We start from the raw sequence: 24,643 nt of genomic DNA on the forward strand, positions 1-24,643 counted from the left end.
CCGTCATAGCCTGGTAGTCATTGACGCTCAAAGTGTTCAGGCAATCTGCACAATACCGTTGGCTACGAATTGTTCGAAGTCCGCATCTGTAAATCCTGCTTCTTCCAGTATTTCACGGCTATGCTGCCCTAGCAGTGGAGCTGCGCTGCGAATGCTGCCCGGTGTACCGTGGAACTTGACGGGTGAGCCCAGGGTTTTGACGGTTCCGGCACGCAGATGCTCCACTTCAACAATCATCTCTCGGGCCAGGGCCTGTGGATCCTGATGCATTTGCGGTATGTTGAGAATGGGGCCTGCGGGTATGCCTGCCTGGTTCAGAAGCTCCACCCATTCATCTGTTTTTTTCTGTTTGAAGTAGGGCTCCAGCTCGACTATCAGCTCGATTCTGTTCTGCATTCGCAGCGGATTGCTGGAAAAGCGAGCATCCTCGTTCAAGTGCGTTGCTTCAATAACGGCCAGCATTTTTTCCCAGTTCGCCTGATTGGCAGCTCCCAGGTTCATCCAGCCATCTTGCGTGGCGATGGCCTGATAGGGAGCATTCAGCGGGTGGGCGGAGCCTAAGGGTTCGGGAGCTTCGCCGGTGGCAAAGGCGATGGCCGACTGCCAGAAGGTATGGGTGATGCCAGCTTCGAACAGCGAGGTATCGACGCGTTGTCCCAATCCTGTTTGCAGTTTGGATGCGTAGGCGGCACTGACACCCATGGCGGCAAGAATGCCTGCGGTAATGTCGGTAATCGGTGGTCCGACCTTGACTGGTGGACGGTCCGGGCCTTCACCCGTGACCGACATCAGGCCGGACATGCCTTGTGCAATCAGATCGAATCCGCCTCGTTCCCTGTAGGGACCGGTACGACCAAAGCCTGAGATCTCGCAATAGATAAGACCCGGATTCAGTACTTTGAGCGTGTCGTAATCAAGACCGAGTCGCGCCATGGTGTCGTGGCGGTAGTTCTCGATCACCACATCGGCGCTTTCGAGGAGCTTTTTCAGTATTCGTTTGCCATCCTCCTGCTTCAGGTCCAGAGCAATGCCGCGTTTGTTGCGATTCATCATCATATAGGCGGCAGACTCGCCCTGGATATCCGGTGGCAGGAAACGCCGGCTGTCATCGCCGCCGCCTGTCTTTTCCACCTTGATGACATCGGCACCCATGTCAGCCAGTAGCAGGCCGCAGGCGGGGCCTGCCATGATATGCGCCAGTTCAATTACCTTCATGCCGCTCAGAGGACCTGAACGCTGTTTCACGTTGTCGGTACTGGCATCCATCTACTGTCCTCGCCACTGAGGTTTGCGCTTGGCCAGAAATGCATCCATGCCTTCGCGAAAATCCTCACTGGTATAGCATTGAACAATCAGGTCATCACCTTCTATATCGGCGGCGTGCTCTCGCAATCGACGCAAGCCTTCCTTGGAGGCTGCCATGGTCAGGGGGGCATGCTGTTGCAGTGTGGTGGCCAGTTCCATGGCACGGTTCAGGGGATCCGCAACGCATTCATTGATCAGCAAGGTTGCCAGTGCTTCATCTTTGGTGATGAGTCTGGCGGTGAGTAGAATATCCCGGGTCCTGGCTGCGCCCAGCAGTTCGACCAGTCGGGACAGATTGCTCAGAGAGAGGCAATTGCCCAAGGTGCGAGCGATCGGGAAACCGTACTTGATGTCCTCGCTGGCAACACGTAAATCACAACAGGCAGCGATGGCCGCACCACCGCCGGTACAGGCGCCACGAATGGCGGCAATGGTTGGAATGGGCAACGATTCCAGTACACCCATTACCCGGTCCATCGTGCGTTCGTAGTTCAGAGCATCATCGGCCGAGCTGAAGTCACGGAACTGGGAAATGTCGGTACCGGCGGCAAATGCCTTGTCACCGGCGCCAGTAATGATCAGTGCCCTGATATCCACTGAATGATCGAGAATGCTCTCGCAGATAGTTGCCAGCGTCTCATACATGCCAAAGGTCAGGGCGTTACGAGCCTCTGGCCGGTTGAATGTAATGATACCGATTCCGGACTGTTGTTCAAACAGGAGTTCGTTGTTTTCATTCATGAGCAGATTGACTAGTCGCAGTGTTTATCAAAGGCCCGCGGATATATGTTGTCATCGGTTGCGAATAACCTTTAGCGATAGAAGTATTCAACGAGGAACATGGGAATCGCCGGTATATAAGTACACATGATCAGCACAACCAGAAGCACGGCCACAAAGTATACGTTGACCTTGGAGACATCCCAGATATTGGCTTTGGCAATGGAGCAGGAGGTGATCAGCACCGAGGCAACCGGTGGTGTCTGCTGACCGATGGCCAGATTCAGTGTCACGATCAAACCAAAATGAACAGGGTCGATTCCTGCCAGTTCAATCAATGGCACAACGATGGGCACCACCAGAATAATGGCGGCAACTGAATGCAGAAAGAAGCCGATAACCAGAAAGAAGATATTCAAAATGAACAGGATGACGTACTTGTTGCTGGTCATGTCCATCATGCTCTGAGCCAGTTCTTGCGGTACCTGTGCACGGGTCAGAAATCCTCCCATGAGTACTGAAGCTGCAACCAGCAGCATCACCACTGCTGTCTGAATACCCCCTTCGATCATGGCCTGACGCAATCGTTTGACGTTGATCTCTCCGTAGTAGACTCCCAATCCCAAGGAGACAAGCACAGCCAGTCCTGCGGCCTCTGTTGCGGTGACGTAGCCGCCAAATATTCCGCCCAATATGATGACGGGCAACAAGAAGGTTGGCAGGGCTTCCTTGAAAGCCTGTTTGACGCGTTGGGTATTGAAAGATTCTTCTTTAGGCAGGTTGTACTTGCATGCAAATCCATAGGCCACACCCATCAGACCGGCAGCACCCAACAGTCCGGGTACCAGTCCTGCCACAAATAATTGTTCGATACTGGCATTGGCAGAAACACCGTAGACAATCATGGGAATAGAGGGTGGAATGATGATGGCCAGAGAGGCCGAAGATGAGGTTATTGCGGCTGCCAGAGGGCCTGAGTAACCGCGTTTCTTCATTTGCGGAATCATCACCGAACCCAGCGCTGCAACGTCCGCAACAGCCGAGCCGGATATCTCGGCAAAGAACAACGATACACCAATGTTCACCATCCCCAGGCCACCACGAACGAAACCGATCAGGGAGGCCACGAAGTTGATCAGTTTGTCTGTAATACCGCCCGCGTTCATGATGGCGCCCGCCAGTACAAACATGGGGATGGCGATCAGCGAGAATTTAGTGGAGCCGTCGTACATATCCAGTGCGACGGTGACAAGAGAGCTGACGCCTTCAGTGGCGACAAGACCGACAATGGCGGCTACAGCCAATGCCACGGCGATGGGTACGTTAATGCAAATCAGTAGTACCAGAACGATGAAAATTCCCAGAACATTCATGTGCGTTGCATCTCCGCTTCAATTTCAGCCTCTATCTCTGCGTGCTCAGCCGACTCACCGGCAGCTACCATGCGTAAATAGCTCGGTGCACTGATCAGCTCGCAAATAATGAACAACACGGCGCCGATGGGAATAACAGATTGGGTGAGTTGCACGGGTACCCAGCGCAGGCTGACCAGTGTATCGCCTTCAAGTACCAGAAGTACCTGCCAGCCAGCCCAGGCAAGCAGGATGAAGAAGGCCAGAAAGACCACTTCGGCAAACACTGCGGTATACATCCGCAATGGCATGGGAATGGCAAGCAGGACGCTGTCAAAACCGATGTGTTTGCGCTTGAGAACCGCTAATGCTCCGCCGTAGTAGGTGATCCATGCCAACGCGATACTGGCTACCTCGTCATACCAGGATAGGGAGGCATCCAGTTTTCGGTAGACGACAGATATGATGACGATGGTGGTCAGAGCCACCATCAGCAACATCAGAAACCACTCGAGCAGGCGCTCAAGCACATTGGAATATCGATTCACTGGAATTCCTCTCAAGGGTGCGACTGGCAGCCGTGCCACCCGAAGGCACGGCCACGCGGCAAAGCTTTACGCCTGAATAAGGCGCGCTGGTCGGCGATTACTTGGCCAGAGACTGGACGTTGGCGATCAGTTGGGCACCGCCATCAACCGAGCTCGCAAATTCATCATAAATTGGCTTGGATGCGGCAATAAAAGCCTCTTTGTCAGCTTCATTGACTTCAACACTGGCATCTTTGAGTTTTTGCAGAAGATCAGTTTCCAGCTGAGCTGCCATGGTGTAGACCGCTTCCTGAGATTCGGCAGCGGCGGCAATCAGATCACTCTGGATGTCTTCAGGCAACTTGGCAAAACCCTTGGAGGAAGTCAGTACATAGGCAGGGGTGTAGACATGGCCCGTGATGGATAAATACTGCTGTACTTCCTGGAATTTGGACGACCAGATTTGGGCGTAGGGGTTTTCCTGACCATCGATGACACCGGTTTTCAGGGCGGTAAAGACTTCTGACAATGCCATGGGCGTCGGGTTTGCACCATAGAGCTGAAACATCTTGACGCGCCATTCGCCATTGGGTGTGCGCAGTTTTATTCCCTTGAGGTCTTCAGGTACAAATACTGGTCTTGTATTATTGGTGATATGGCGAAAACCATTTTCAAAGTAGCTCAGTATCTTGTAGCCTTTTTTCTCGGCGGCCGCATTGAAAACACTGTCACCCATTTCAGCTTGAATGGCTTTCATGTGCTCGCGAGATTGCACGATATAAGGCATTTCGAAAACACCAAATTCATCGGCGACTGAGGACATGATGGATGAAGGCAGGGCAAATGTGATCTGTCCCAGTTTGAGCTTTTGCAGAAGCTCTTTGTCTTTACCAAGCTGGGAGGAACCAAAGGCTTGAACCTCGGCACGATCACCCAGCCTGGCATTGGCGTTCTTGACGAACTCGTCGACGGATGCCTCAAACAGTGAACCCGGATTACCGACATGACCAAATTTCAGGATCAGCTTTTCGGCAGAAGCCTGTCCTGCGCTCAGTGAGAGTGCGGCGCCGAGCAAGACGGTGGTTATCGTTCTTTTCATGGTGACTTTCTCCTCAATGTATCTGTCGCTAAAGCGACGAAAACCAGACACGCTAGCGAACTTACGCCGCCTTTGTCGTGTCTAGCTGGTTGATTTAAGGTAGTCCAGTGCTGCCTGTGTTCCGCCTCCCTGGTGTGGGACCTGGGCCAGATGCAATCCCATCTCAATGGCAGCCAGTGTGCCCAGTAGCATGACGTCGTTGAAGTCGCCCAAGTGGCCAATGCGGAATACCTTCCCCTGTACCTTTGACAGACCATTGCCCAGAGAGGTATTACAGTGTTCAAGAATGACCGAACGTAGTGCATCGGCATCGGTGCCATCGGGCACCCGCACGGCAGTCAGAACCGGTGAAAACTCTTCATCCACGGTGCATTGCACTTCCAGCCCCCAGGACTCTACCGCCGCTCGGGTGGCAGCTGCATGTCGCTTATGTCTGGCAAAGACATTATCCAGACCTTCCTCATGCAGCATGTCGATGGCTTCGGCCAGCCCGAACAGCAGGTTGGTTGCTGGGGTGTAAGGGAAATAGCCACGCTGGTTGGCTTCGATCATATCGCGCCACTGCCAGTAGGCATTGGGTAGAGTTGCTTTGGCATTCGCTGCCAGAGCCTTTTCGCTAACGGCGTTGAACGATAATCCCGGTGGCAACATCAGGCCTTTCTGGGAGCCTGATATAGCGACATCGACACCCCATTCATCGAAACGGAAGTCTGCTGAACCCAGACCGGAGATCGTATCCACCAGTAAAAGGGCTGGGTGTCCGGCCGCATCGATAGCTTCTCGAACCTTGGCGATTTGCGAGGTGCTACCCGTTGATGTCTCGTTATGTACGACGCAAACGGCCTTGATGCTGTGGCTGCTGTCCTGGCGCAGAGCTTCTTCGATAAGTGCCGGGTCCGCACCACCTCGCCAGTCTGTGCTGATCAGTTGTGGTTCCAGGCCGAGCTTCAGGGCCAGTTGTTGCCACAGGTAGGCAAAGTGGCCTGTTTCCACCATCAGCAATTTGTCGCCAGGGCTGAGCGTATTGACCAGCGCCGCCTCCCAGGCTCCGGTACCCGAAGCAGGGTAGATAACCACCGGCTGTACAGTTTTGAAAATGGTCTTGATACCACTCAATACTCGATGACCCAGATCGGCAAATCCGGGTCCGCGATGATCGACAACAGGCATGGCGATTGCCTGCAGGATGCGGTCCGGAACGGCGCTGGGGCCGGGAATTTGAAGGAAGTGACGGCCGGGCTGACGCATACGGTAAGGCTCCACAAGCAGTTGCTTAATTTGCATTTTGCATTCATTATTATTTTATTTTCTCGCGGATTGCAATGAATTCTTACGTTCCATCAGAATTTCTGCGTCGACTCAAGGCAGAAATGGCCGGCCCGGTACACGGTGATGTCTTCACGCGTGGTCGATATGCCACCGATGCATCCATCTATCAGATGATGCCTGCGGCCGTGGCGATTCCCAGGGATGTAGAGGACATACGGACAGCACTGGCACTGGCGCGAGAGTTCGAGGTGCCCATGACGCCCCGTGGCGGAGGTACCTCGCAGTGCGGTCAGACCGTCAATCGAGGTCTGATTCTGGACAACTCACGCCACCTGAATGGTTTGCTGGAACTGGATGTCGAAGCAGCACGTTGTGTGGTGCAGCCGGGCATTGTTCTCGATGAGCTCAATCGACTTCTGAAGCCCCATGGGCTCTGGTTTCCAGTCGATGTATCAACAGCCTCGCGAGCCACGATCGGTGGTATGGCTGCCAATAATTCCTGCGGCCAACGCTCTATTCATTACGGCACCATGCGACACAATGTGCACGCGATCGATGCCATTCTGCCCTCTGGTGAGCAGTTCCATTTCGGCGAAGTTCCAGTCTCTCTTGAGGGACTGGCCGGGGAGCAACGGGCATTGGTTCAGGAGCTCCTGAGCCTGGGGGCACACGAGTCTGCGAATATTCAGGAACGCTTTCCTTCGGTGTTGCGACGGGTGGGTGGTTACAATATTGACGCCCTGATGCCCTATGAATATGCCAAGGGTGGTGCGATGAACGCACGCCACAGCTACAAACTGGCTGATTTGCTGGTCGGCTCAGAAGGGACGCTTGCCTACTCTACGGCCATCGAGTTGAAATTGTGGCCGTTGCCACAGCAGCGAGTGTTGGGGATCTGTCATTTTCCGGGCTTCTATGAGGCCATGGATGCGACACAGCATCTGGTGGAACTGGGCCCTCATGCCGTTGAGTTGGTGGACAACACCATGGTGGCTCTGGCTCGTGATATTGATCTGTATCGGGACTCGGTGGCTGAGTTTGTGCGTGGTGATCCTGCCGCCTTGCTGATTGTCGAATTTGCTTTTGAAACCGAGGCTGAAAATCTGCGGCATCTGAGGTTGCTGCATGAACGCATGGCCGATCTGGGCTTCAGCTGGAAGGGGCAGGGCAAGTCATGGGGCGGTGTGGTGGAGGCAATTGATCCAGGCATGCAGGCACGCATCGGCGAGGTCAGAAAGGCGGGGCTGAACATCATGATGTCGATGAAGGCCGAAGGTAAACCGGTGTCCTTTGTCGAGGACTGTGCTGTGGATTTGCCGGATCTGGCTGAATACACCGCGGCCCTGACTGAGGTATTCAACAAGCACGGTACACCGGGCACCTGGTATGCCCATGCTTCGGTCGGTTGTTTGCATGTCAGGCCGGTACTGAACATGAAGCTGGAAAAGGATGCCAATACCATGCGCCAGATCGCCGAGGAGGCGTTTGATCTGGTACTCAAATACAAGGGCTCACACTCGGGCGAGCACGGAGATGGTATCTCGCGCTCCGAATTTCACACCAAGATGTTTGGTGAGCAGATGGTCAAGGCGTTTGAAACAATCAAGCGCCACTTTGATCCGCAGAATCTGTTCAATCCCGGAAAGATAGTCAATGCACCGCGCATGAACGATCGGGAGTTGTTTCGCTATCAGCCCGGCTACCGAATGGTCGAGATCAAGCAACAGCTGGATTGGTCTGCCTGGCCAGGTGCTAGTGGTGGTTTGCAGGGCGCTATCGAGATGTGCAACAACAATGGCGCCTGTCGCAAGACTGAAGGTGGAGTGATGTGCCCCTCGTATCGTGTGACGCGCGATGAGCAGCATGTGACGCGCGGGCGTGCCAATACCTTGCGACTGGCCATGTCCGGACAGCTGGGCGAGGAGGCGATGAGTTCCGATGCCATGCACGAGACCATGAAATTGTGCGTCTCCTGCAAAGCCTGTAAACGCGAATGTCCGACAGGTGTCGACATGGCCAGGATGAAAATTGAAGTGATGGCCGCCCGTGCCAGAAAGCATGGATATTCGCTCCAGCAGCGACTGGTGGCGCATTTGCCGCGTTATGCATTGCTGGCGTTCCGACTGCGATGGTTGTTCAATCTGCGTAATACCGTGCCGGCGCTGGCCTCGATGAGTGAATCATTGGTAGGCTTCTCAGCTCAGCGAAAGTTGCCCGTTTGGGCATCGCGGCCGTTTATGGAGAACGACTCTGTTGGTGATGGAAGCAAGGAGGTGGTACTGCTGGCAGATACTTTCAATACCTGGTTTGAACCTGAAAACCTCAGAGAAGCCCGAGTGGTATTGCGGGCAGCCGGCTACCGGGTGCATCTGGCCCAGTCACCGGGTCAGCGCAAGCTGTGCTGTGGGAGAACCTACCTGGCCACAGGCATGGTTGATCAGGCCAGGCTGGAGGCTCAGCGCATGGTGGATGCTCTGTTGCCGTGGGTGCAAAAAGGTGTACCTGTTGTGGGCCTGGAACCCAGTTGTCTGCTCACGCTGCGGGATGAGTTCAAGGCTCTGCTCCCTGGTCCGTCCACTCAGTTACTGGCAGACAATGCCTTTTTACTGGAAGAGCTGATTGTCAGAGACCATGAGGCAGGCACGCTTGACTGGAACTTGTCAGCTCCAGTTAGCCAGGTGCTGGTCCACGGACATTGTCATCAGAAAGCGCTCGGTGCTTTCAGCGCGGTACAGAAAACACTGGCTTTGATTCCGGGGCTGACAGTAAGTGTGGTTGATTCCAGTTGTTGTGGCATGGCAGGGGCCTTTGGTTACGGACGCGATACCGCCGCTGTGTCGATGCAGATGGCCGAACTGAGCTTGCTGCCAGCTGTTCGAGATGCTGAGCCCGATACACTCATCGTGGCGGACGGCACCTCCTGCCGACATCAGATAAGCGATGGAGCGGGCCGTGACGCCATTCACGTTGTACATGTGCTGGCAATGGCGCTGCGCAGTGCCGAGGCGCCGCATGGCACTGCCTGAGCAGCTTTCGGGATACAATGAACGTCCCCCAGTCAGGAGTTCCTCATGAGTGCTTTGGATCAAGTCGGTTCTATCAGCCGGCCTTCGCTGCACCAGGAACTGACAGACCGTTTGCGGAGCATGATCGTCGAAGGTGTATTGACCGCTGGCGAAAAGGTACCCGAACGAGAGCTGTGTGAAAAACTGGGAGTATCCCGCACGCCAATGCGTGAGGCGCTCAAGGTGCTGGCCTCAGATGGTCTGTTGACACTCGAGCCCAATCGCGGTGCCCGAGTGCGAGCCATTACCGTCGAAGAACTGGAAGAAGTATTCCCGCTGATGGGTGCGTTTGAAGCCCTGGCAGGTGAGCTGGCATGCGCACATATCAGTGCTGCTCAAGTCAAGGAGTTGAAGCGCGTTCACGAGCAGATGCTGGCGCGTTTTCGTGCCTCGGATATGCCAGGCTATTTCAAGCATAATCAGCGCATTCACGAGCTCATCATGCAAGCGGCTGGCAATAATACCTTGATCACGATGTACAGCTCACTCGCGGTGCGCGTCAGGCAAGCCCGTTATCTGGCAAACATGAGCGCAGAGCGCTGGCAACAGGCGGTAGATGAGCACGAGCAGATCATTCAGGCACTGGAGGATCGAGACGGTGAACGCCTGGCAGCTATCTTGAAGAAACACCTTGAAAACAAGTTTGCAGCAGTCAGGCAATGGATTGAAGATCAAGCCTGACCCCTGATTGTTCTGTTTTCCTATGAGCACGACCAGGGCTTGCCATCGGCATAGCCTTATCCATTCAACCAGTAGAGGAATGTATTGTGGAATTAACACTGGCAAACGCCAAGACTATTATCGAAGCCGCCTTTGTCGAGCAGGCCAAGCAGGGTTTCAAACCGATGTCTGTCACGGTACTTGGCGCAGGCGGCGCTCTCAAAGCCAGCGAAAGTCAGGATGGAACCAGCCAGCTACGGCCTAAAATTTCCCATGGAAAGGCGTATGGCGCATTTTCTCTGGGACTGGGGTCGCGTGCACTGTTTGAGCGAGCCAAAGCGGAGCCCTTCTTCATTCAGGCCATGAACTCATTGTGCGACGGAGCTCTGGTGCCTGTGCCAGGTGGTGTACTGATACGTACCCAAGAAGGCAAACTGATCGGCGCTGTCGGTATTACGGGCGATACGTCTGATAACGATGAGCAATGTGCGGTCGCCGGCATCGAAGCGGCTGGTCTGGTTGCTGACACCGGTGCCAGCTGAAAAGCGGGATAAGTCCAGACTGTATTGATATACGTCAATCGCCTCCTCCGAAGTTTTGTCTATCATGACTAAAAAGGAGGAGGTGATACATGTACAAACATATCCTGATACCCATCGAACTTGAGCACAATCGTGATGCTGGCGCTGCGATAGCTCTTGCAAAGAAACTTCTTGATGAGGGCGGACAGATAACCGCTTTGCACGTTATCGAGGCAATTCCGGGGTACGTTGTTGCGAACATGCCGGGCGACTATCTGACGACCCGACGCTCTGAAGCCATGGCGGCACTGGAAACAGAGATTGCCGGGGCCAGTGAAATCAAGGCGGTTGTTGTCGTCGGACATGCAGGCCGAACCATCCAGGAATTTGCACAGCAGCATGACAGCGACTGCATTGTCATGGCCTCGCACCAGCCTGGCATTCAGGACTATTTCATAGGCTCAACGGCCGCCTGGGTCGTTCGCCACAGTAAGTGTTCTGTACACGTCATTCGCTAGGGACGTGAAATAGTAGACTTCTCACGGCCACCAAGTTGCGATTCATCGTGTTCTGGTGTCTAGTCACTAGAACACGATATTCAACATGACCAGGGACACGATCAGAAACAGTACCGTCATGATGCCACCTGATTTGACGAAATCCTTAACCTTGTAGCCCGCCGGTCCCATGATCAGTGCATTGACCTGATGGGTCGGGATGATGAATGAGTTGGACGTGGATATTGCAACGGTCAGTGCGAATAGGGCCGGATCACCGCCAGCGGCGATTGCAATGGACACCGCAAGTGGCACCAGTAATACGGTAGCGCCCACGTTCGACATGATCAGGGAGAAAATGGTTGCCAGCACAGCGACGCCCGCCTGTAATCCCCAGATTGGCCAGCCATCAAGAATGTGAAGTATCTGCTGCGCAATCCAGGCTGCTGTATCGGTGTTTTGTACCGCTTGCCCCAGCGGAATCAGGCTGGCCAGAAGAAATACCGTATTCCAGCTGACTGCTCGATAGGCTTCATCCATGCTGAGGACTTTGGCCAGCAGCATGCCCACGGCCCCTGATAGCAGACACAGCGATAAGCGAATGTCGGTAAACAGAATCATGCACAGTGAGAGACAGAAGAATACAAGGGCCCAGCCTACTTTGTGAGGTCGTAGTTCTTCTTGCGGAAAGTCTGAAGTGACGACGACAAAGTCGGGATCACGCTTCAAGCGTGTCAGACGTTCCCAGCTGACATGTGCAACCAGCATGTCGCCTGCACGCAAGTCCACCAGGCCAATGGCGGTTGGTGCATGATCTTGGGTCTCGACGTGACTGAGCGTCTCCTCGCCACGATGGATCGCCAGAAGGCTCAAACCGTAAGTCTTGCGCAACAGGAGTTCGCGTGGTGATTTGCCGATCAGTTTTGAATCCGGCAGCAGGACGAGTTCTGCCACGCCTGCATTAGTCGATGCAAATTCTTCGGAGAAAACATCCAGGCTTTTTCTCAAACTGAGCCCGTTGGTGTCGGCAAAGCGGGCGACTGCCGCCAGTTCACCAATAATGGCCAGACGACAGGGCGCCTCTATTTCAGCAGTCAATACTTGGACCATCGAGATTTTTCCTCGATAGAACGTACTGATGATGTACAGATTGTTATCCAGGTTGATGTCGGCCAGGTGCTTGCCAACAAGCGGGCTGGCCGCCGGTACTTCCACCTCGAATACCGTGGACTTCAAACCGTAGACGCGTTCCAGATAGTGCGATGTTCCCTGACCGGTCGAGACATCGTTCATGGGAGGTTGCGCAGGCAGAACCCAGCGACCCAGAAACAGGAAATACGCAATACCGGTGAGAATCAGAGCAAAGCCAATCGGTGCCACTGAGAACAGGCCGAAGGGTTCCATCTGCAGATCTGCCGGCAGGCCATTGTTTGCAGTGGCGATCAAATCGTTGAGCAAGATCAGTGGCGAGGAGCCGACCATTGTCATCGTGCCGCCCAGAATGGCGCAGAAGCCCATGGGCATGAGTAATCGGTTCAAGGGGATCGAGGTGCGTGCTGATATTCGGCTGACCACGGGTAGAAACAGGGCCGCAGCCCCGACGTTCTGCATAAAGCTTGAAATAAAAGCCACAGTGCCAGAGATGATGGGCAGTACCCTGGCCTCTGTCGTGCCACCGTGTTTGAGAATGCTGGCAGCCACCTTGTTCATGAGGCCGGTTTTATCCAGGCCCGCACCTACGATCATGACGGCGATAATTGAAATGACGGCATTGGAAGCGAAGCCATCGAATAGATGAGTGACATCTGCCAGTCGCTCCAGCCCCGGGATGTAGCTGGCAATACCGAGCATCACTAACACCAGTAATGCGGCAAGATCGATACGGACGACTTCCGTTACGAACAGCAGGATGGTGAAGCATAATGCAGCACCGACGACGCCCATCTCGGTGGTGAATACGAGTTGTTCCATAAATATCCCTGTCTGCGCAGTTTGATAGTACAACATGGTGAATTCAGTCTTCGATTATCTGCACAGGTACCGCGCAGGGCTATGTGAGTCAGTAGCCAGTCAGTCTCTGTAAATAGTTCAAATTAGGCTCGATTTCTGATGCAAGACATTTAAGACGGCATTCTATTGCCAGTTGTCTGCAAAGTGAGAAAACTGTGATCAAGGAATTGAATAAAAGTATCAAGAAGAGACCGGTTGAGTGGTTGGCGATCGGAGCCGGTGTCATCGCAGTCGCTGTGGTTGCGCGAAAACTGACAGAGACACCCACACGTCGTGAGCAGTTGCTGGGCAATCTGCAAAGTGGACTAGGCCATGTTCGCCAGTCAGGAACCGAGCTCTGGCATGAGGGCGTGGACAGCGCACAGACGATGCAGAAAGAGGCCAGTGCATTGAAAGCATCCCTTGCCCCCGGGGCGGGACGTGAAAACAGCAGTTTGCTGGACAAGGTCACTAATCATGATGGCGCCATTGCCGCATTCATGGCCACCCTGTTGGCAAAGGGTGTATCCAGCTATTTCGAGTGGAAAAGTGCAGAAGAGGCTCGTGAACAAGGCCGCAAAACCTCCTCGTCCTCTAGCGATGACAACAGTGAACAGGCGCTGGATGAGATGACCGTGGTTGAATTGCGTAAAGAGGCTGCTGAAAAAGAAGTCGAAGGTCGCTCCAGTATGAACAAGGAAGACCTGGTAGAAGCTTTGAAGCAATAGCGACAGCCTTTTATTGCAGCCTCAATAAATCGTTTGCAGTGGCGGCAGGTCTGGCAACGTTTGCCGATCTGCCTTTATCCCGCTTGATGTCCATTTGTACCGCAGTCTTTGAAGTGATGGTAGATGAGGTGATGGCAATTCATAAAATACTTGAATAATTGGCACAGGACGGCGACACTGCGGTGAGCCCTTAGCCATCCGAGCGGTACTCTTGCAGGCGTGGGCACTGATAACAGATGCCCGTTCATGCCCCAGATATGCCAACCTGAGACCCTGATATCACCTGAAGAATTGCCTATCTGGGTGCCCGGAACCGTGATCAGTTCCAGCCAGAACCTGGGATGGAAGGAGGTCTCTCAATGTACCTACCAATACCATGGGCAGGATGTTGAGATTCCGCCAATGGAGCGCTTCTTGGTCGTCCGGTATCACTCGGGCGTGACACCGATGGATCGCCAGTTCGATGGGCACTGGACTCGAACAAAGTGCCAGCCTGGTCATTTTTCACTGCTGTCGCGTGCCGCCGCCTCGCACTGGCACTGGACCGACGATGTAGAAGTCTCACATCTGTATCTGTCCAATGAGCTGATGTCGCGTGTTGCCAGCGATATGCTGGACAAGGAGGTAAGCGAGATTCTGCTGCACGATGTGTTGCGAGGCTCAGACCCCGTAGTCAATCATATCGTCGACACGATGACACTCGAAGCGCGCAGTCAAAATCAGGGTAATGCGCTGTGTGCAGAAGCATTGGGTGTGCAGCTGGCCGTTTATCTGCTGCGCAGCTACGCCAACTGTATTGAGAAGGAGAGGCCTCTGAGTGGTCAGCTGAGCCAGGCTCAGGTGTCTAGACTGCAAGAATATATCGACGCGCATCTGCAGGACACCATCACACTGGCCGAGCTGGCAGCGGTGTTGAGCCTGGGTATCTGGACGTTCGGACGTCAGGTGCAACGAACACTTGGTTGTACCGCCCAGGCACTGGTGATGAAGCATCGAATCGAGCGAGCTCGAACACTACTGATCAAGGATCAGCTTGCGCTCAAACAGGTCGCCGCAGTCTGTGGTTTTTCAGACCAGGCCCATATGACACGCAGCTTTCGCACCCACACCGGTCTGACTCCCGGAGCATTCCAGAAATCCGGTAAGCGCTCGCAACAGCCACCTAGCTGACCAAGGTATCAGTCCCGGCACCTTGGCAATCGACGCTCTTGGGCTGCCAGCTGTGTTCAAAGAATTCACCAGAAGATTCAATACCCGCATTCCTCCAGTGCCTACAGTGATGATCCCGGAACACATAAGTATTGTGATCACGGGTCGCCAGTTGGTCGTCAGGTGCGTCAGGCGCTTCTCTACGAATACCTGATTTGACGCCCGGAAGGTATCCGCTTGTAGAGGCGGTCACTCATATCCACGAGGAGTTGTAATCATGAATGCACAAGCCAGTAAGCCGGATAGTTCAGCCAGCGGGCAGGCCACAAGAACCCTGGATGCCCTGATTATCGGAGCAGGTGTTGCCGGGCTCTACCAGCTGCATCAATTACGAGGGCAGGGACTGTCGGTCGGTGCTTACGACGCCGCTGGAGGCGTCGGCGGAACCTGGTACTGGAACCGCTATCCTGGCGCTAAATTTGATTCTGAGTCCTATATCTATCAGTACCTGTTTTCCGAAAAGCTTTACAAAGGCTGGCAGTGGAGTGAGCGATTTCCGGGGCAGCCTGAGATCGAGCGCTGGATGAATTATGTAGCAGATGAGCTGGATCTGAAAAAGGACATCCAGTTTGATACTCGTATAGACAGTGCTCATTATGACGAACAGCGGCAGCGCTGGGGCGTTGTCACCGATACAGGTGAACTTATCGATACGCAGTTTCTCGTGACGTGCTGCGGCATGCTCTCAGCCCCGCTCACCGATATGTTTCCTGGCCAGAAGGAATTCAAGGGCGAGATATTTCATACCTCTCGCTGGCCTCGTGAACCGGTTGATCTTGCCGGCAAGCGGGTTGGCGTCGTGGGTATCGGTGCAACAGGAATCCAGGTGATTCAGACCGTCGCAGACCAGGTGGACCAGCTCAAGGTCTTCGTCAGAACGCCTCAGTATGTCCTGCCAATGAAGAACCCATCCTATGGGCCGCAAGAGGTTGCGAAGTACCAGGGGCGGTTGGCGGAGTTGCGCAAGACTCTGCCAAATACCTTCGCAGGGTTCGAGTATGACTTCGAGGACGCATGGGCAGATTTGACACCCGAACAACGTCTCGCCCGACTCGAAGATACTCATGCCGACGGTTCTCTTAAACTCTGGCTTGCCTCATTCGCCGAGATGTTTTTCGATGCAGCAATCAGTGAGGAAGTTTCTGAATTTGTTCGCGAAAAGATGCGCAAGCGACTGGTTGACCCGGCACTGTGTGAGATGTTGATTCCATCCGACTACGGCTTCGGCACTCATCGCGTACCGTTGGAGACCAACTATCTGGAGGTCTATCTTCGAGATAATGTAGAAGCGATACCGGTCAAGGACAATCCCATAGAGCGCGTCGTACCTGAGGGCATACAGACTGCTGACGGCACTATCCATGAACTGGACGTCATCATCCTTGCGACTGGATTTGATGCCGGCACCGGTGCTCTGACACGCATCGATATCCGTGGGCGTGACAACCGCTCGCTCAAGGAGGAATGGGGGAAGGATATTCGCACCACCATGGGTTTGCAGATACACGGCTACCCCAATTTGTTTACAACAGCGGTACCTCTTGCACCATCCGCAGCGCTGTGCAACATGGCCACTTGCCTGCAGCAACAGACCGAATGGATCAGCAACTGTATCCACTACCTGCGTGACAAGGCACATCGAGTCATTGAACCCTTGGCAGAAACCGAAGAGCAGTGGGTTCAACACCATGACGAAACGGCCAATGCCACGCTGATCTCGAAGACCGACTCCTGGTATATGGGCAGCAACATACCGGGTAAACCGCGACGCATGTTGTCCTATTGCGGCGGAGTTGGCGCTTATAAAACCAAGTGCGATGAGGTGGCGAGTCGCGAGTACGAAGGCTTCAGCATGCAATAACAACAAGCCGAGTCCGAAGGTATGAACCCCCGAATACAAGCTTGAATTTCACACTACGGAGATTACTCATGAGCAAGACATTCGCACAAACCGCCGCCGATATTCTGGCCAACACCGTCGCAACTGCCCCCGGAGTTCCCGGGGTTGTTGCCATGGTGACCGACAAAGAGCAGAACATCTACGAAGGGGCCGCCGGCAAGCGCAGTATCGGTAAAGACGATGGCATGACGACTGACAGCACCTTCGCCATCTTCTCAACCACCAAGGCTATTACAGCTACCGCCGCCCTGCAGTTAGTGGAGCAAGGCAAGCTGGATCTGGATGCACCTGCCAGCCAGTATGCACCGGATATTGGCAAGCTTCAGGTTATCGAAGGCTTTGATGGTGATGGGACTCCCAGGTTGCGAGCCCCGAAACGCGAGATAACCACGCGTATGTTGCTGCTGCACACGGCAGGCTTCGGGTATGACTTCTTTAACGAAACTTACAATCGTCTGGCGCAGGAGCAGGGCCAGCCCAGTGTCATCACCGCTTCCAAAGAAGCTCTGATGACACCCTTGTTGCGAGATCCTGATGAGAGCTGGGAGTACGGCAGCAACATGGACTGGTGTGGTCAGGTGGTAGAAGGCATTACCGGTCTGCGACTTGGCGAGGTGTTCCAGAAGCGTATCTTTGAGCCTCTGGGTATCGAGGATATGACATTCGAACTCAATGACGATCTGCGTGCGCGACTGGCCATCATGCATGCACGTAACGGAGATGGATCGCTTGCGCCGATGGATTTTGAATTGCCTGACAAGCCGGAAGTCCACATGGGTGGTCATGGTCTTTACGGGACCGTTGGCGACTATATGCGCTTCATTCGCATGTGGCTCAATGATGGGCGTGGAGAGCATGGCCAGGTGCTCAAGCCGGAGACCGTACGGATGGCGGAAAAAAACCAGCTCGGCAGCAGAAAGATCTGTGCACTGCCGGGAGTGATCCCTTCATTGTCGAACGATGCTGAGTTCTTCCCTGGCCAGTCTAAATCCTGGGCATTCAGTTTCATGGTCAACGATGAACAGGCGCCTACCGGACGACCTGCTGGTGCTCTGGGCTGGGCAGGTCTTGCCAACTTGTTCTACTGGATCGATAGGCAGAGCGGCTATGGGGGTTTTTGGGCGACACAGATTCTACCCTTCGCCGATGCCGCCTCGTTTACCGGCTATATGGAGTTCGAGACTGCATTCTATGAGTCGCAGGCAAACTCATCGTCAGCAGGCTGAATTTCAGGGTGAAGGGCGCGCCATGTTCCGAGTGCAATCGGAACTGGCAGCTTCCCCACTAATAGGCACCCTCACTATAGATCAGTTCGTAGCTGTGGCTATAGATTTCCAGGACATTACCGAACGGGTCTTCCATATAGATCATGCGGTAGGGCTTTGATCCAGGGTAGTAGTAACGTGGCTTCTCCATTCGTTTCTTGCCGCCTGCGGCTACAATTCGATCTGCCAGTCCTTCTACATCAGGATCCTGTACAGAGAAGTGAAAGACGCCGGTTTTCCAGAACTCAAAATTATTTTCAGGATTGACCTGCCCTTTGAATTCAAACAGCTCGATACCGACGCGATCACCGGTGGACAGATGGGCGATACGGAACTTGTCCCAATTGCTGCCGAATACATCGGTACACATCTCACCAATAGCCGAGTCGTCTTCCGTGATTTCGGTGGGTTTCATGATCAGGTACCAGCCCATGATCTCGGTGTAGAACTCGACAGCTTTGTCCAGATCCGGTACTGAAATACCGATATGAGAAAAAGTACGTGGGTAGGTGGGTGTCATCAGCTGTTCTCTTGAGTTGTTTGGTGGGGTATCCAGAGAAAAGAGATTACTAAGTGCGTTTAAACAAGTAAAATTATCATTTGCGATGTTTATGAGTAATATTTGTAATGATAAATCCGGTCTTGTTACGTAGTTTCTGCACGCTCGTCGAGGTAGCGAACTTCACGCGAACGGCGGAACAGCTGAACATGACTCAATCAGGTGTCAGTCAGCATGTGCGTAAGCTGGAGGATCAGTTTGACCAGCCCCTGCTGATCAGGCATGGCAAACAATTCACGCTGACGGATGCGGGAGAACGCTTGTATCGAGAAGGGCGGGAGATCATCAGATCCTTGTCAGATCTGGAAAAACGTGTCGGAGCAGATCCCGCCTATGAAGGCCTGGTGCGGGTGGTATCTCCTGGCAGTGTCGGGCTCAAGCTCTATCGCCACCTGTTGAATCTGCAAAAGCGACACACCGGCCTGGTGATCGACTATCGCTTTGCGCCTAATTCTGACGTGGAGCGCCTGATTGCCGAACACAAGGTGGATATCGGATTCATGACAAGTCCATCGACACTGGATGAAGTCAGTTTCAAACCCGTAGCCGAAGAAGAGCTGCTGCTGGTTACACCCAGTGATGTGTTTGAGCCCAGCTGGGAACAATTATCATCACTGGGCTTTATTGATCATCCTGACGGCGCTTATCATGCGGGTCTGTTGCTAGGAGCCAATTACCCTGAATTCCAGCACAGTAAGCATTTCAAGCGCGCAGGGTTTTCAAATCAGATTAATCTGATTCTGGAACCGGTGAGTATGGGGTTGGGGTTTACTGTTTTGCCCTTTCATGCGGTCGCAGCTTTTCCAGAGCCTGATCACATCAGAGTGCATTCACTGGCGCAGAGTGTCAGCGAGACGCTCTACCTTTGCCTTCATACCAATAAGTTCGTGCCTGGTCGAGTTACAACTGTCATCAGCGAAGCTGAAGCGTGTCTCGAATAGAGGCCTGATTGTTTGCCAGTTTCTTTGAGTTCTATCCCGTTGCAAAGCTGTTTTTCTACAGGCCGCCGACCAGATTCAGGTCGGGTGTCTTCTGTGCATCAAAGCAGGCTCGAAGATGATCGGCAGCAGCTTCTGCTGGTTTGGAAATCTGATCCGACAGAATCATGCCCAAGGAATAGTTACCGGGTGAGGGCAGTCCTTCTTTCTCGCCCAGTGCCACGATGCCATTGATGCAGGCAGAGACCGGAATGGGGGCAACAGCAAGATCGGCCATGATGGCGGCTCGCTGGCCGGCAATATGGGCACTCATGAAAGCAATGCGGTAATCACGTTTTCCCTGGGTCAGGCTTTTGAGTCCCGCATTGCGCCAGGCACAACCCTCTTCCCAGACAGAAATGGGCAGTGGGTTTTGTTCATGAGCTACCCCATGTCGGGCGCCGGCCCAGGTCAGCGGTTCTTCGAAAAGAATCTCCATGTCATCGGCCTGTGCCGTATTCGGGGCACAAGTGACCATGGCCAGATCAAGCTCTCCAGCGCGTACTTTTCGCCGAAGATTGGTTGAGCTGTCGATCACCACATCGACGGTGATGGCGCAGTGTGTATGGGCAAATCGGCACAGTAGATTGGGCAGGGTGTGCTCCACCATGTCATCTGGGGCGCCCAGACGTACCACGCCCACCACGTCAGGTGAGACGAAGGTCGCCATCATGTCGCGATTCAAGGCGAGCATGCGTCTGCCATGCTGAACCAGTCTCTGGCCATCAGGTGTGGCAATGACCGAGCGGGAATCACGCTTGAACAAAGGCCGCTCAAGTAGAGCTTCGGCCTTCTTGACCTGCATGGACACGGCGGATGGCGTGCGGAAAAGCACTTCAGCCGCTGCAGAAAAGTTGCCGGTATCAGCTATCGCCACCAGAGTTCTGAGCGTGTCCAGTTCCAGTAAAGGTAGCTGTTTGGGAATGTCGGAGCTCATACGGCGTATATCCATCTTTCACGTTTACTGAAAGATACTATCAGAACTATTCGTTTGATGAATAGATGAGTTTGCCGCAAATTGTCTCTCAGGGTCTGCAATCGCAGGACCCGTAGAATTCGGAGAACGATCATGGCGACTATCTGCACCGAGCAAAACCGATCGGCTATCAGTGTTCAGTCAAACGGCGAAAAACCCTTCCAGCCAAGCAGGATGTCGCTGTTGCCACAGTTAGCGACCTTGCGCAGTGCATTCCGGCAATGGCTTGAACTGCGACGTGAGCAGCGGGACAGCCGTGATGCATTTGCGCATCTGCTCAAGCTTGATGATGCTCTGTTGCAGGACATTGGCGTTACCCGGGCCGAGGTTCAACGAGCGGCGAAATTGCCTCTGGCTGAAGACGCCGCTCAGGCGCTGTACGAGGCCACGGGCAGAAGTCGCAACAGACGAGTTTGACGACATGAGAGGTCTTGAGTCATCAAGACCTTGATTAAAGTGATGAGCCGCCGCTCTGGTAAGAATATTATGCGAGTATTCTTCTCTTCCAGAAAGCGTCTATCTGCACGCAGCCCTGGCCGCCTGGCTTCGTGGAACAAGAAAGTTTTAAATGGATGAACTGAAGAACATAGAACATCAGGACGCAACGGTGCGTATCCTGTTGGCTCATTTGGGGGCTGCCATGATTGCCACCGGTCAGGCTGCGCACGAGATTGAGGCAGAGCTTGTCGAGGTGGCAGATCGTCTGGGGTATCCACAACTTCAGGTGGCCGTGAGCCCGACGGGGTTGATTCTGTCGCTTTGCAGTGGGGATCCAGCCACGTACGAATCGGTGGTTGCACCTGTCCGGCTTGATCAGGCGAGCGAGGTGCATCGCATACGCCAGCAATTGATTCGTAGAAAAATGACGCCCGATGATGCTCTGGCTCTGCTGTCAACGCTTCGTGCCCGGCCTGTGCGCTACTCGGTGTGGCTTGCTCGGCTGGCGTGGGTCATGATCTCTCTCGGTATAGCGCTCATCCTGCAGCCGGGGTGGGCCAATGCGGCACTTGTCATTGTCTGTTCGGTCGTGGTCTACGGTCTCATGGCTGTGGGAAATCAGGCCCGGGTTCTGGCGTACCTGTTACCGACGGTTGCAGCGTTCGTCGTGACCATCATCGTTTTCGTCGCCGCAGAATTTGAGTGGATCGAAGGCCCACTAAGGACCATATTGCCGCCACTGGCCCCTCTGCTGCCAGGCGCGCTGATTGTGACCGGCCTGTCAGAACTAGCGGCAGGTCATATGCAGTCGGGTACCTCACGTCTGAGCTACGGTGTGGTCCAGCTAGGTCTGTTCGCAGTGGGGCTGATCGCTGCGACCAGCTTACTGAACGTGCCTGCGGAGATGATGGTCAATGTTCGGGTCGACAACATCGGCTGGTGGGCAGCGCCGGTAGGGCTGCTGCTGATCGCTGTTGGTATCTGTCTGATGGAGAGTATCGAATTGTCGCTAGTGCCCTGGGTATTGTTAGTGTTGCTGATGGCTTTTGGAGCTCAGCTGAGCGGGCAAACATTAGGGTCGGCTGCTATCGGCGGTTTTTTTGGAGCCATCGCGGCCAGCCTTTGTGCTTCTCTCGTTGAACAGATCCGACCCGAGTCGGCACGGCTCGTACTTTTTTTACCGGCGTTCTGGCTGCTGGTTCCCGGCAGTCTCGGACTCATCGGCGTTACCACTCTCGTTGCTGATCCGGGGCGGGCCATCGAGACGGGTCTTGAGGTGGCTACGGTGATTTGTGCCATTGCTCTTGGCTTGCTCATCGGCTCATCGGTGGGGCTGGCTTTGCGTGATCCTCAGGGATGAGTTGATATGTACTCTGGAGCTGACAGCAAGATCCCTTAGGGTTCGTGAAATAGTTAATTGTTTCACGAGCCCTTAGTGTCGACTCGCTGCGAAGTTTGCCATGGCCTCTTCGTGGACAAGATTCGCAAAGTAGATGACTAGCAGTCCGGCATTGAGCAAGGTCGATACGGCCACCAGCCAGGGTTCTGACAGCCACAGAACGACCGGTATGGAGAGCAGTAACGTGAGCACGGCGCATATTGCCCCAGTCTTGAACAGGTAGTGAAATTGACGACGAAGATGAAATTCGACGCTGTAGAGGATGACCTGGCTGTCAACAATATAGTAGGCACACCACAGGACCAGCAGTACCGGCAGTAGGGGTGTATCCAGTTCGCTTTTCCAGGATTGCATCAATGGCATGGCGAGATAGAGTGCTAGTGACCATCCCAGGGTGATGATCAGAAAGCCCAGTCTGGCCATCAATCTGAGCTTGCGTGCACTTGCTGCACGATTATGAACATAGTGTTCTCGTTGTACTGGCAGACTGATTTGCGACCAGGCATTGCTGATGAGTTGAATGGGGGCATACAGCTGACGAACGAAGTTGATCAGGCCCAGTAACTCGAAGCCACCGAGAATCGCAACGATGTAATTATAGGAGCGTGTCGTTGCCTCGTTCGCCAGGGCGCCCGCGACCGACCAGCGAACATCTCGCCAGATATACAGATAGCGCTTCCAGCGGAATCGACGCCGGCGTTTTTTCTGCAAGGCTGCACGAGAACGGATCCAGGGCAGCAGGAAAACGGCAGCACCTGCAGCACTGGAGAGCAGAGTGCTGGCGACATCCACGCGATGGTACAGCTGGAACCATGCGAACACGGAAAAGAAGATAAGGCTGGCCGCCAGCTCATAACGCATCGCCGCACTTCGGTCGTGCACGCTGAACTGGTAGGTCTTGACGAACTCTCGCAACTGTTGCGTAAACACGTAGGCAACAAAAGCCAGGGTTGGCGCCTTCATGATAAAAGCGATTATCAGGGATACGACTACGCCCAGAACCAGTGTGACAAGATGAAAAGTATAAAAGTCCGCGTAGTGATCGGCTACATGGCGTCGAGTGGCAAAGACGCTCATGGGAAGACTCACTAACGGTCGTTGCAAGGCGACTATGAGTCCTGAAATGGCAAAAAGCAGACTATAAAAGCCAAAGCTTATGAAGCTGGTCTGCTTGATCAGCCACATGGCTGCCATGAAATTGGTCAAGCTGGGCAGTCCTTGCGCCAGCGCTCCCGCCACGAAGCTGCGATGTTGATTCATGATTCAGTACGCAGACCCCTGAGACTGACATAGACGCTAGTCAATCGGGTGTAAAGGTAGGGTGCACTGCATTTTAGCAAGCACACAATGCGTGCGGGCACACTCATGGAGCTTGCTGCAGATAGGTGACGCATGAAGATTGGCAGTCCCGCGAATCTGCTTTCACGTGCTGCCAGCGGGCCAAGAATTCGTAATTGGCAAGCAGCACGAACATCTGGTGCCATGCTTGATTCAACTAAATTGAACCAGTAGCTGGACTGTTCGAAGCCGGTGGATTGCGTGAGACGTCCCTGGTCCATTTCGTCGTGCCAGATGGCCAGAGCCTCGGGCAACATGTGAAAGTGTGCATTGGCCTGAGCCAGACGACCCATGAAGTCGTAGTCCTCGTGGCGAGTCAGGTCTGTACGAAACCGGGTACGGCGTGCCAGTTCCACAGAGACTACCAGCGTGTCGGTTGACAGGATGCCACCGCGAACGAACAGATAGCGGTAGACCTCCTCTCCCGGTTCTATCAAATGTGAGGGAATGGCTGCGCGATGTCCCGCTGCTCTACAGATGTAGATACGAGAGCCAAGGCAAAGGTTATCCGGGTAGCCCAGTGCTTCAATCGCCCTGGCGCAAACGGCCAGCTTATCGAGAGTGAACTCGTCATCGGAATCCAGAAATGCGACATATTGCCCCGTCGCATTGTCCATCCCAACGTTGCGTGCGTTAGAGACGCCGTTGTTGGGTTCCACTCGGATACACGAGATACGTGAATCAGCCAAGGATTCGAGGCTTGCTGCGACCGGCTCATCAGAGCCGTCGTCGACAACGATCACTTCCAGATCATCCAGGCTTTGTTGCAAGCAGGAATGCACTGCACGCAGCAGAGCCTCCGGGCGATTGTAGACCGGTATGACTACGGAGAAGAGGGGACTGGGCATGT

At 54.1% G+C, this 24,643-nt stretch carries 22 protein-coding genes; 11 read left to right on the forward strand and 11 right to left on the reverse strand.

Annotated elements, in window-relative coordinates:
- Positions 1–36 precede the first annotated feature (36 nt).
- From IMCC3135_RS04235 to IMCC3135_RS04260, 6 genes are all read right to left on the reverse strand, one after another.
- Positions 37–1,266: a CaiB/BaiF CoA transferase family protein gene (locus IMCC3135_RS04235; protein WP_088916461.1), complete on the reverse strand. Its 1,230-nt coding sequence runs from the start codon at positions 1,264–1,266 to the stop codon at positions 37–39.
- On the reverse strand, positions 1,267–2,046 hold the full coding sequence (locus IMCC3135_RS04240) for an enoyl-CoA hydratase/isomerase family protein (protein ID WP_088916462.1): 780 nt from the start codon (positions 2,044–2,046) through the stop codon (positions 1,267–1,269).
- A 71-nt stretch (positions 2,047–2,117) separates the two neighbouring features.
- Positions 2,118–3,398 carry a TRAP transporter large permease gene (locus IMCC3135_RS04245; protein ID WP_088916463.1) on the reverse strand — a complete coding sequence of 427 codons (1,281 nt, stop codon included), beginning with the start codon at positions 3,396–3,398 and terminating at the stop codon, positions 2,118–2,120.
- A complete protein-coding gene (locus IMCC3135_RS04250; RefSeq protein WP_205737899.1) occupies positions 3,395–3,925 on the reverse strand; it encodes a TRAP transporter small permease in 531 nt (176 codons plus the stop codon). Before IMCC3135_RS04250 ends, IMCC3135_RS04245 begins: the two co-directional genes overlap by 4 nt.
- A gap of 97 nt (positions 3,926–4,022) precedes the next feature.
- A complete protein-coding gene (locus IMCC3135_RS04255) occupies positions 4,023–5,003 on the reverse strand; it encodes a TRAP transporter substrate-binding protein (RefSeq protein WP_088916464.1) in 981 nt (326 codons plus the stop codon).
- An 81-nt stretch (positions 5,004–5,084) separates the two neighbouring features.
- Positions 5,085–6,287, reverse strand: coding sequence for a pyridoxal-phosphate-dependent aminotransferase family protein (locus IMCC3135_RS04260; protein WP_205737900.1), 1,203 nt, complete (start codon positions 6,285–6,287; stop codon positions 5,085–5,087).
- Between the two features lie 38 nt (positions 6,288–6,325).
- Between IMCC3135_RS04260 and IMCC3135_RS04265 the strand changes: the two genes are divergently transcribed.
- From IMCC3135_RS04265 to IMCC3135_RS04280, 4 genes are all read left to right on the forward strand, one after another.
- Positions 6,326–9,298: an FAD-binding and (Fe-S)-binding domain-containing protein gene (locus tag IMCC3135_RS04265; RefSeq protein WP_088916465.1), complete on the forward strand. Its 2,973-nt coding sequence runs from the start codon at positions 6,326–6,328 to the stop codon at positions 9,296–9,298.
- A gap of 45 nt (positions 9,299–9,343) precedes the next feature.
- The gene (locus tag IMCC3135_RS04270; protein WP_088916466.1) at positions 9,344–10,018 is read left to right on the forward strand and encodes a GntR family transcriptional regulator; all 675 of its coding nucleotides are present in this window, start codon (positions 9,344–9,346) and stop codon (positions 10,016–10,018) included.
- A gap of 86 nt (positions 10,019–10,104) precedes the next feature.
- A complete protein-coding gene (locus tag IMCC3135_RS04275) occupies positions 10,105–10,539 on the forward strand; it encodes a GlcG/HbpS family heme-binding protein (protein ID WP_236994742.1) in 435 nt (144 codons plus the stop codon).
- An 89-nt stretch (positions 10,540–10,628) separates the two neighbouring features.
- On the forward strand, positions 10,629–11,036 hold the full coding sequence (locus tag IMCC3135_RS04280; protein ID WP_088916468.1) for a universal stress protein: 408 nt from the start codon (positions 10,629–10,631) through the stop codon (positions 11,034–11,036).
- A 66-nt stretch (positions 11,037–11,102) separates the two neighbouring features.
- Here the strand turns inward: IMCC3135_RS04280 and IMCC3135_RS04285 are convergent, their stop codons facing one another.
- Positions 11,103–12,986 (reverse strand): SLC13 family permease, encoded by a 1,884-nt coding sequence (locus IMCC3135_RS04285; protein WP_088916469.1) that lies wholly within the window; start codon positions 12,984–12,986, stop codon positions 11,103–11,105.
- 194 nt (positions 12,987–13,180) lie between these two features.
- On the opposite strand from IMCC3135_RS04285, the gene IMCC3135_RS34655 reads away from it, so the two are divergent.
- The 4 genes from IMCC3135_RS34655 (at position 13,181) to acmB (ending at position 18,067) form a co-directional block, all read left to right on the forward strand.
- Positions 13,181–13,732 (forward strand): Rho termination factor N-terminal domain-containing protein, encoded by a 552-nt coding sequence (locus IMCC3135_RS34655; protein WP_088916470.1) that lies wholly within the window; start codon positions 13,181–13,183, stop codon positions 13,730–13,732.
- A 246-nt stretch (positions 13,733–13,978) separates the two neighbouring features.
- Entirely contained in the window at positions 13,979–14,902 is a 924-nt protein-coding gene (locus IMCC3135_RS04295; RefSeq protein ID WP_088916471.1) for an AraC family transcriptional regulator, read from the forward strand.
- A gap of 256 nt (positions 14,903–15,158) precedes the next feature.
- A complete protein-coding gene (locus IMCC3135_RS04300; protein ID WP_088916472.1) occupies positions 15,159–16,802 on the forward strand; it encodes a flavin-containing monooxygenase in 1,644 nt (547 codons plus the stop codon).
- A 68-nt stretch (positions 16,803–16,870) separates the two neighbouring features.
- Positions 16,871–18,067, forward strand: a complete 1,197-nt coding sequence (acmB, locus tag IMCC3135_RS04305) for a methyl acetate hydrolase AcmB (RefSeq protein WP_088916473.1) — start codon at positions 16,871–16,873, stop codon at positions 18,065–18,067.
- A gap of 58 nt (positions 18,068–18,125) precedes the next feature.
- Here acmB and IMCC3135_RS04310 read toward each other — a convergent pair whose 3' ends face one another.
- Complete coding sequence (locus IMCC3135_RS04310) at positions 18,126–18,626, reverse strand: lactoylglutathione lyase family protein (protein WP_088916474.1); 501 nt, start codon at positions 18,624–18,626, stop codon at positions 18,126–18,128.
- 107 nt (positions 18,627–18,733) lie between these two features.
- On the opposite strand from IMCC3135_RS04310, the gene IMCC3135_RS04315 reads away from it, so the two are divergent.
- Positions 18,734–19,606: a LysR family transcriptional regulator gene (locus IMCC3135_RS04315; protein WP_088916475.1), complete on the forward strand. Its 873-nt coding sequence runs from the start codon at positions 18,734–18,736 to the stop codon at positions 19,604–19,606.
- Positions 19,607–19,661: 55 nt separating this feature from the next.
- On the opposite strand, the gene IMCC3135_RS04320 is transcribed toward IMCC3135_RS04315, so the two are convergent.
- The gene (locus IMCC3135_RS04320; RefSeq protein WP_088921673.1) at positions 19,662–20,579 is read right to left on the reverse strand and encodes a LysR family transcriptional regulator; all 918 of its coding nucleotides are present in this window, start codon (positions 20,577–20,579) and stop codon (positions 19,662–19,664) included.
- A gap of 132 nt (positions 20,580–20,711) precedes the next feature.
- Here IMCC3135_RS04320 and IMCC3135_RS04325 point away from each other — a divergent pair, with 132 nt between their 5' ends.
- Both IMCC3135_RS04325 and IMCC3135_RS04330 read left to right on the forward strand, forming a co-directional pair.
- Complete coding sequence (locus tag IMCC3135_RS04325; protein ID WP_088916476.1) at positions 20,712–21,035, forward strand: DUF1127 domain-containing protein; 324 nt, start codon at positions 20,712–20,714, stop codon at positions 21,033–21,035.
- A gap of 151 nt (positions 21,036–21,186) precedes the next feature.
- Positions 21,187–22,416 (forward strand): threonine/serine exporter family protein, encoded by a 1,230-nt coding sequence (locus tag IMCC3135_RS04330; protein WP_088916477.1) that lies wholly within the window; start codon positions 21,187–21,189, stop codon positions 22,414–22,416.
- 72 nt (positions 22,417–22,488) lie between these two features.
- Here IMCC3135_RS04330 and IMCC3135_RS04335 read toward each other — a convergent pair whose 3' ends face one another.
- Both IMCC3135_RS04335 and IMCC3135_RS04340 read right to left on the reverse strand, forming a co-directional pair.
- Positions 22,489–23,715 (reverse strand): polysaccharide biosynthesis protein, encoded by a 1,227-nt coding sequence (locus IMCC3135_RS04335; RefSeq protein ID WP_088916478.1) that lies wholly within the window; start codon positions 23,713–23,715, stop codon positions 22,489–22,491.
- Positions 23,712–24,641, reverse strand: a complete 930-nt coding sequence (locus tag IMCC3135_RS04340) for a glycosyltransferase family 2 protein (protein WP_088916479.1) — start codon at positions 24,639–24,641, stop codon at positions 23,712–23,714. The genes IMCC3135_RS04335 and IMCC3135_RS04340 overlap by 4 nt, the downstream gene beginning before the upstream one ends.
- Between the last annotated feature and the right edge of the window lie 2 nt (positions 24,642–24,643).

Source organism: Granulosicoccus antarcticus IMCC3135, from assembly GCF_002215215.1.
GTDB lineage: Bacteria > Pseudomonadota > Gammaproteobacteria > Granulosicoccales > Granulosicoccaceae > Granulosicoccus > Granulosicoccus antarcticus.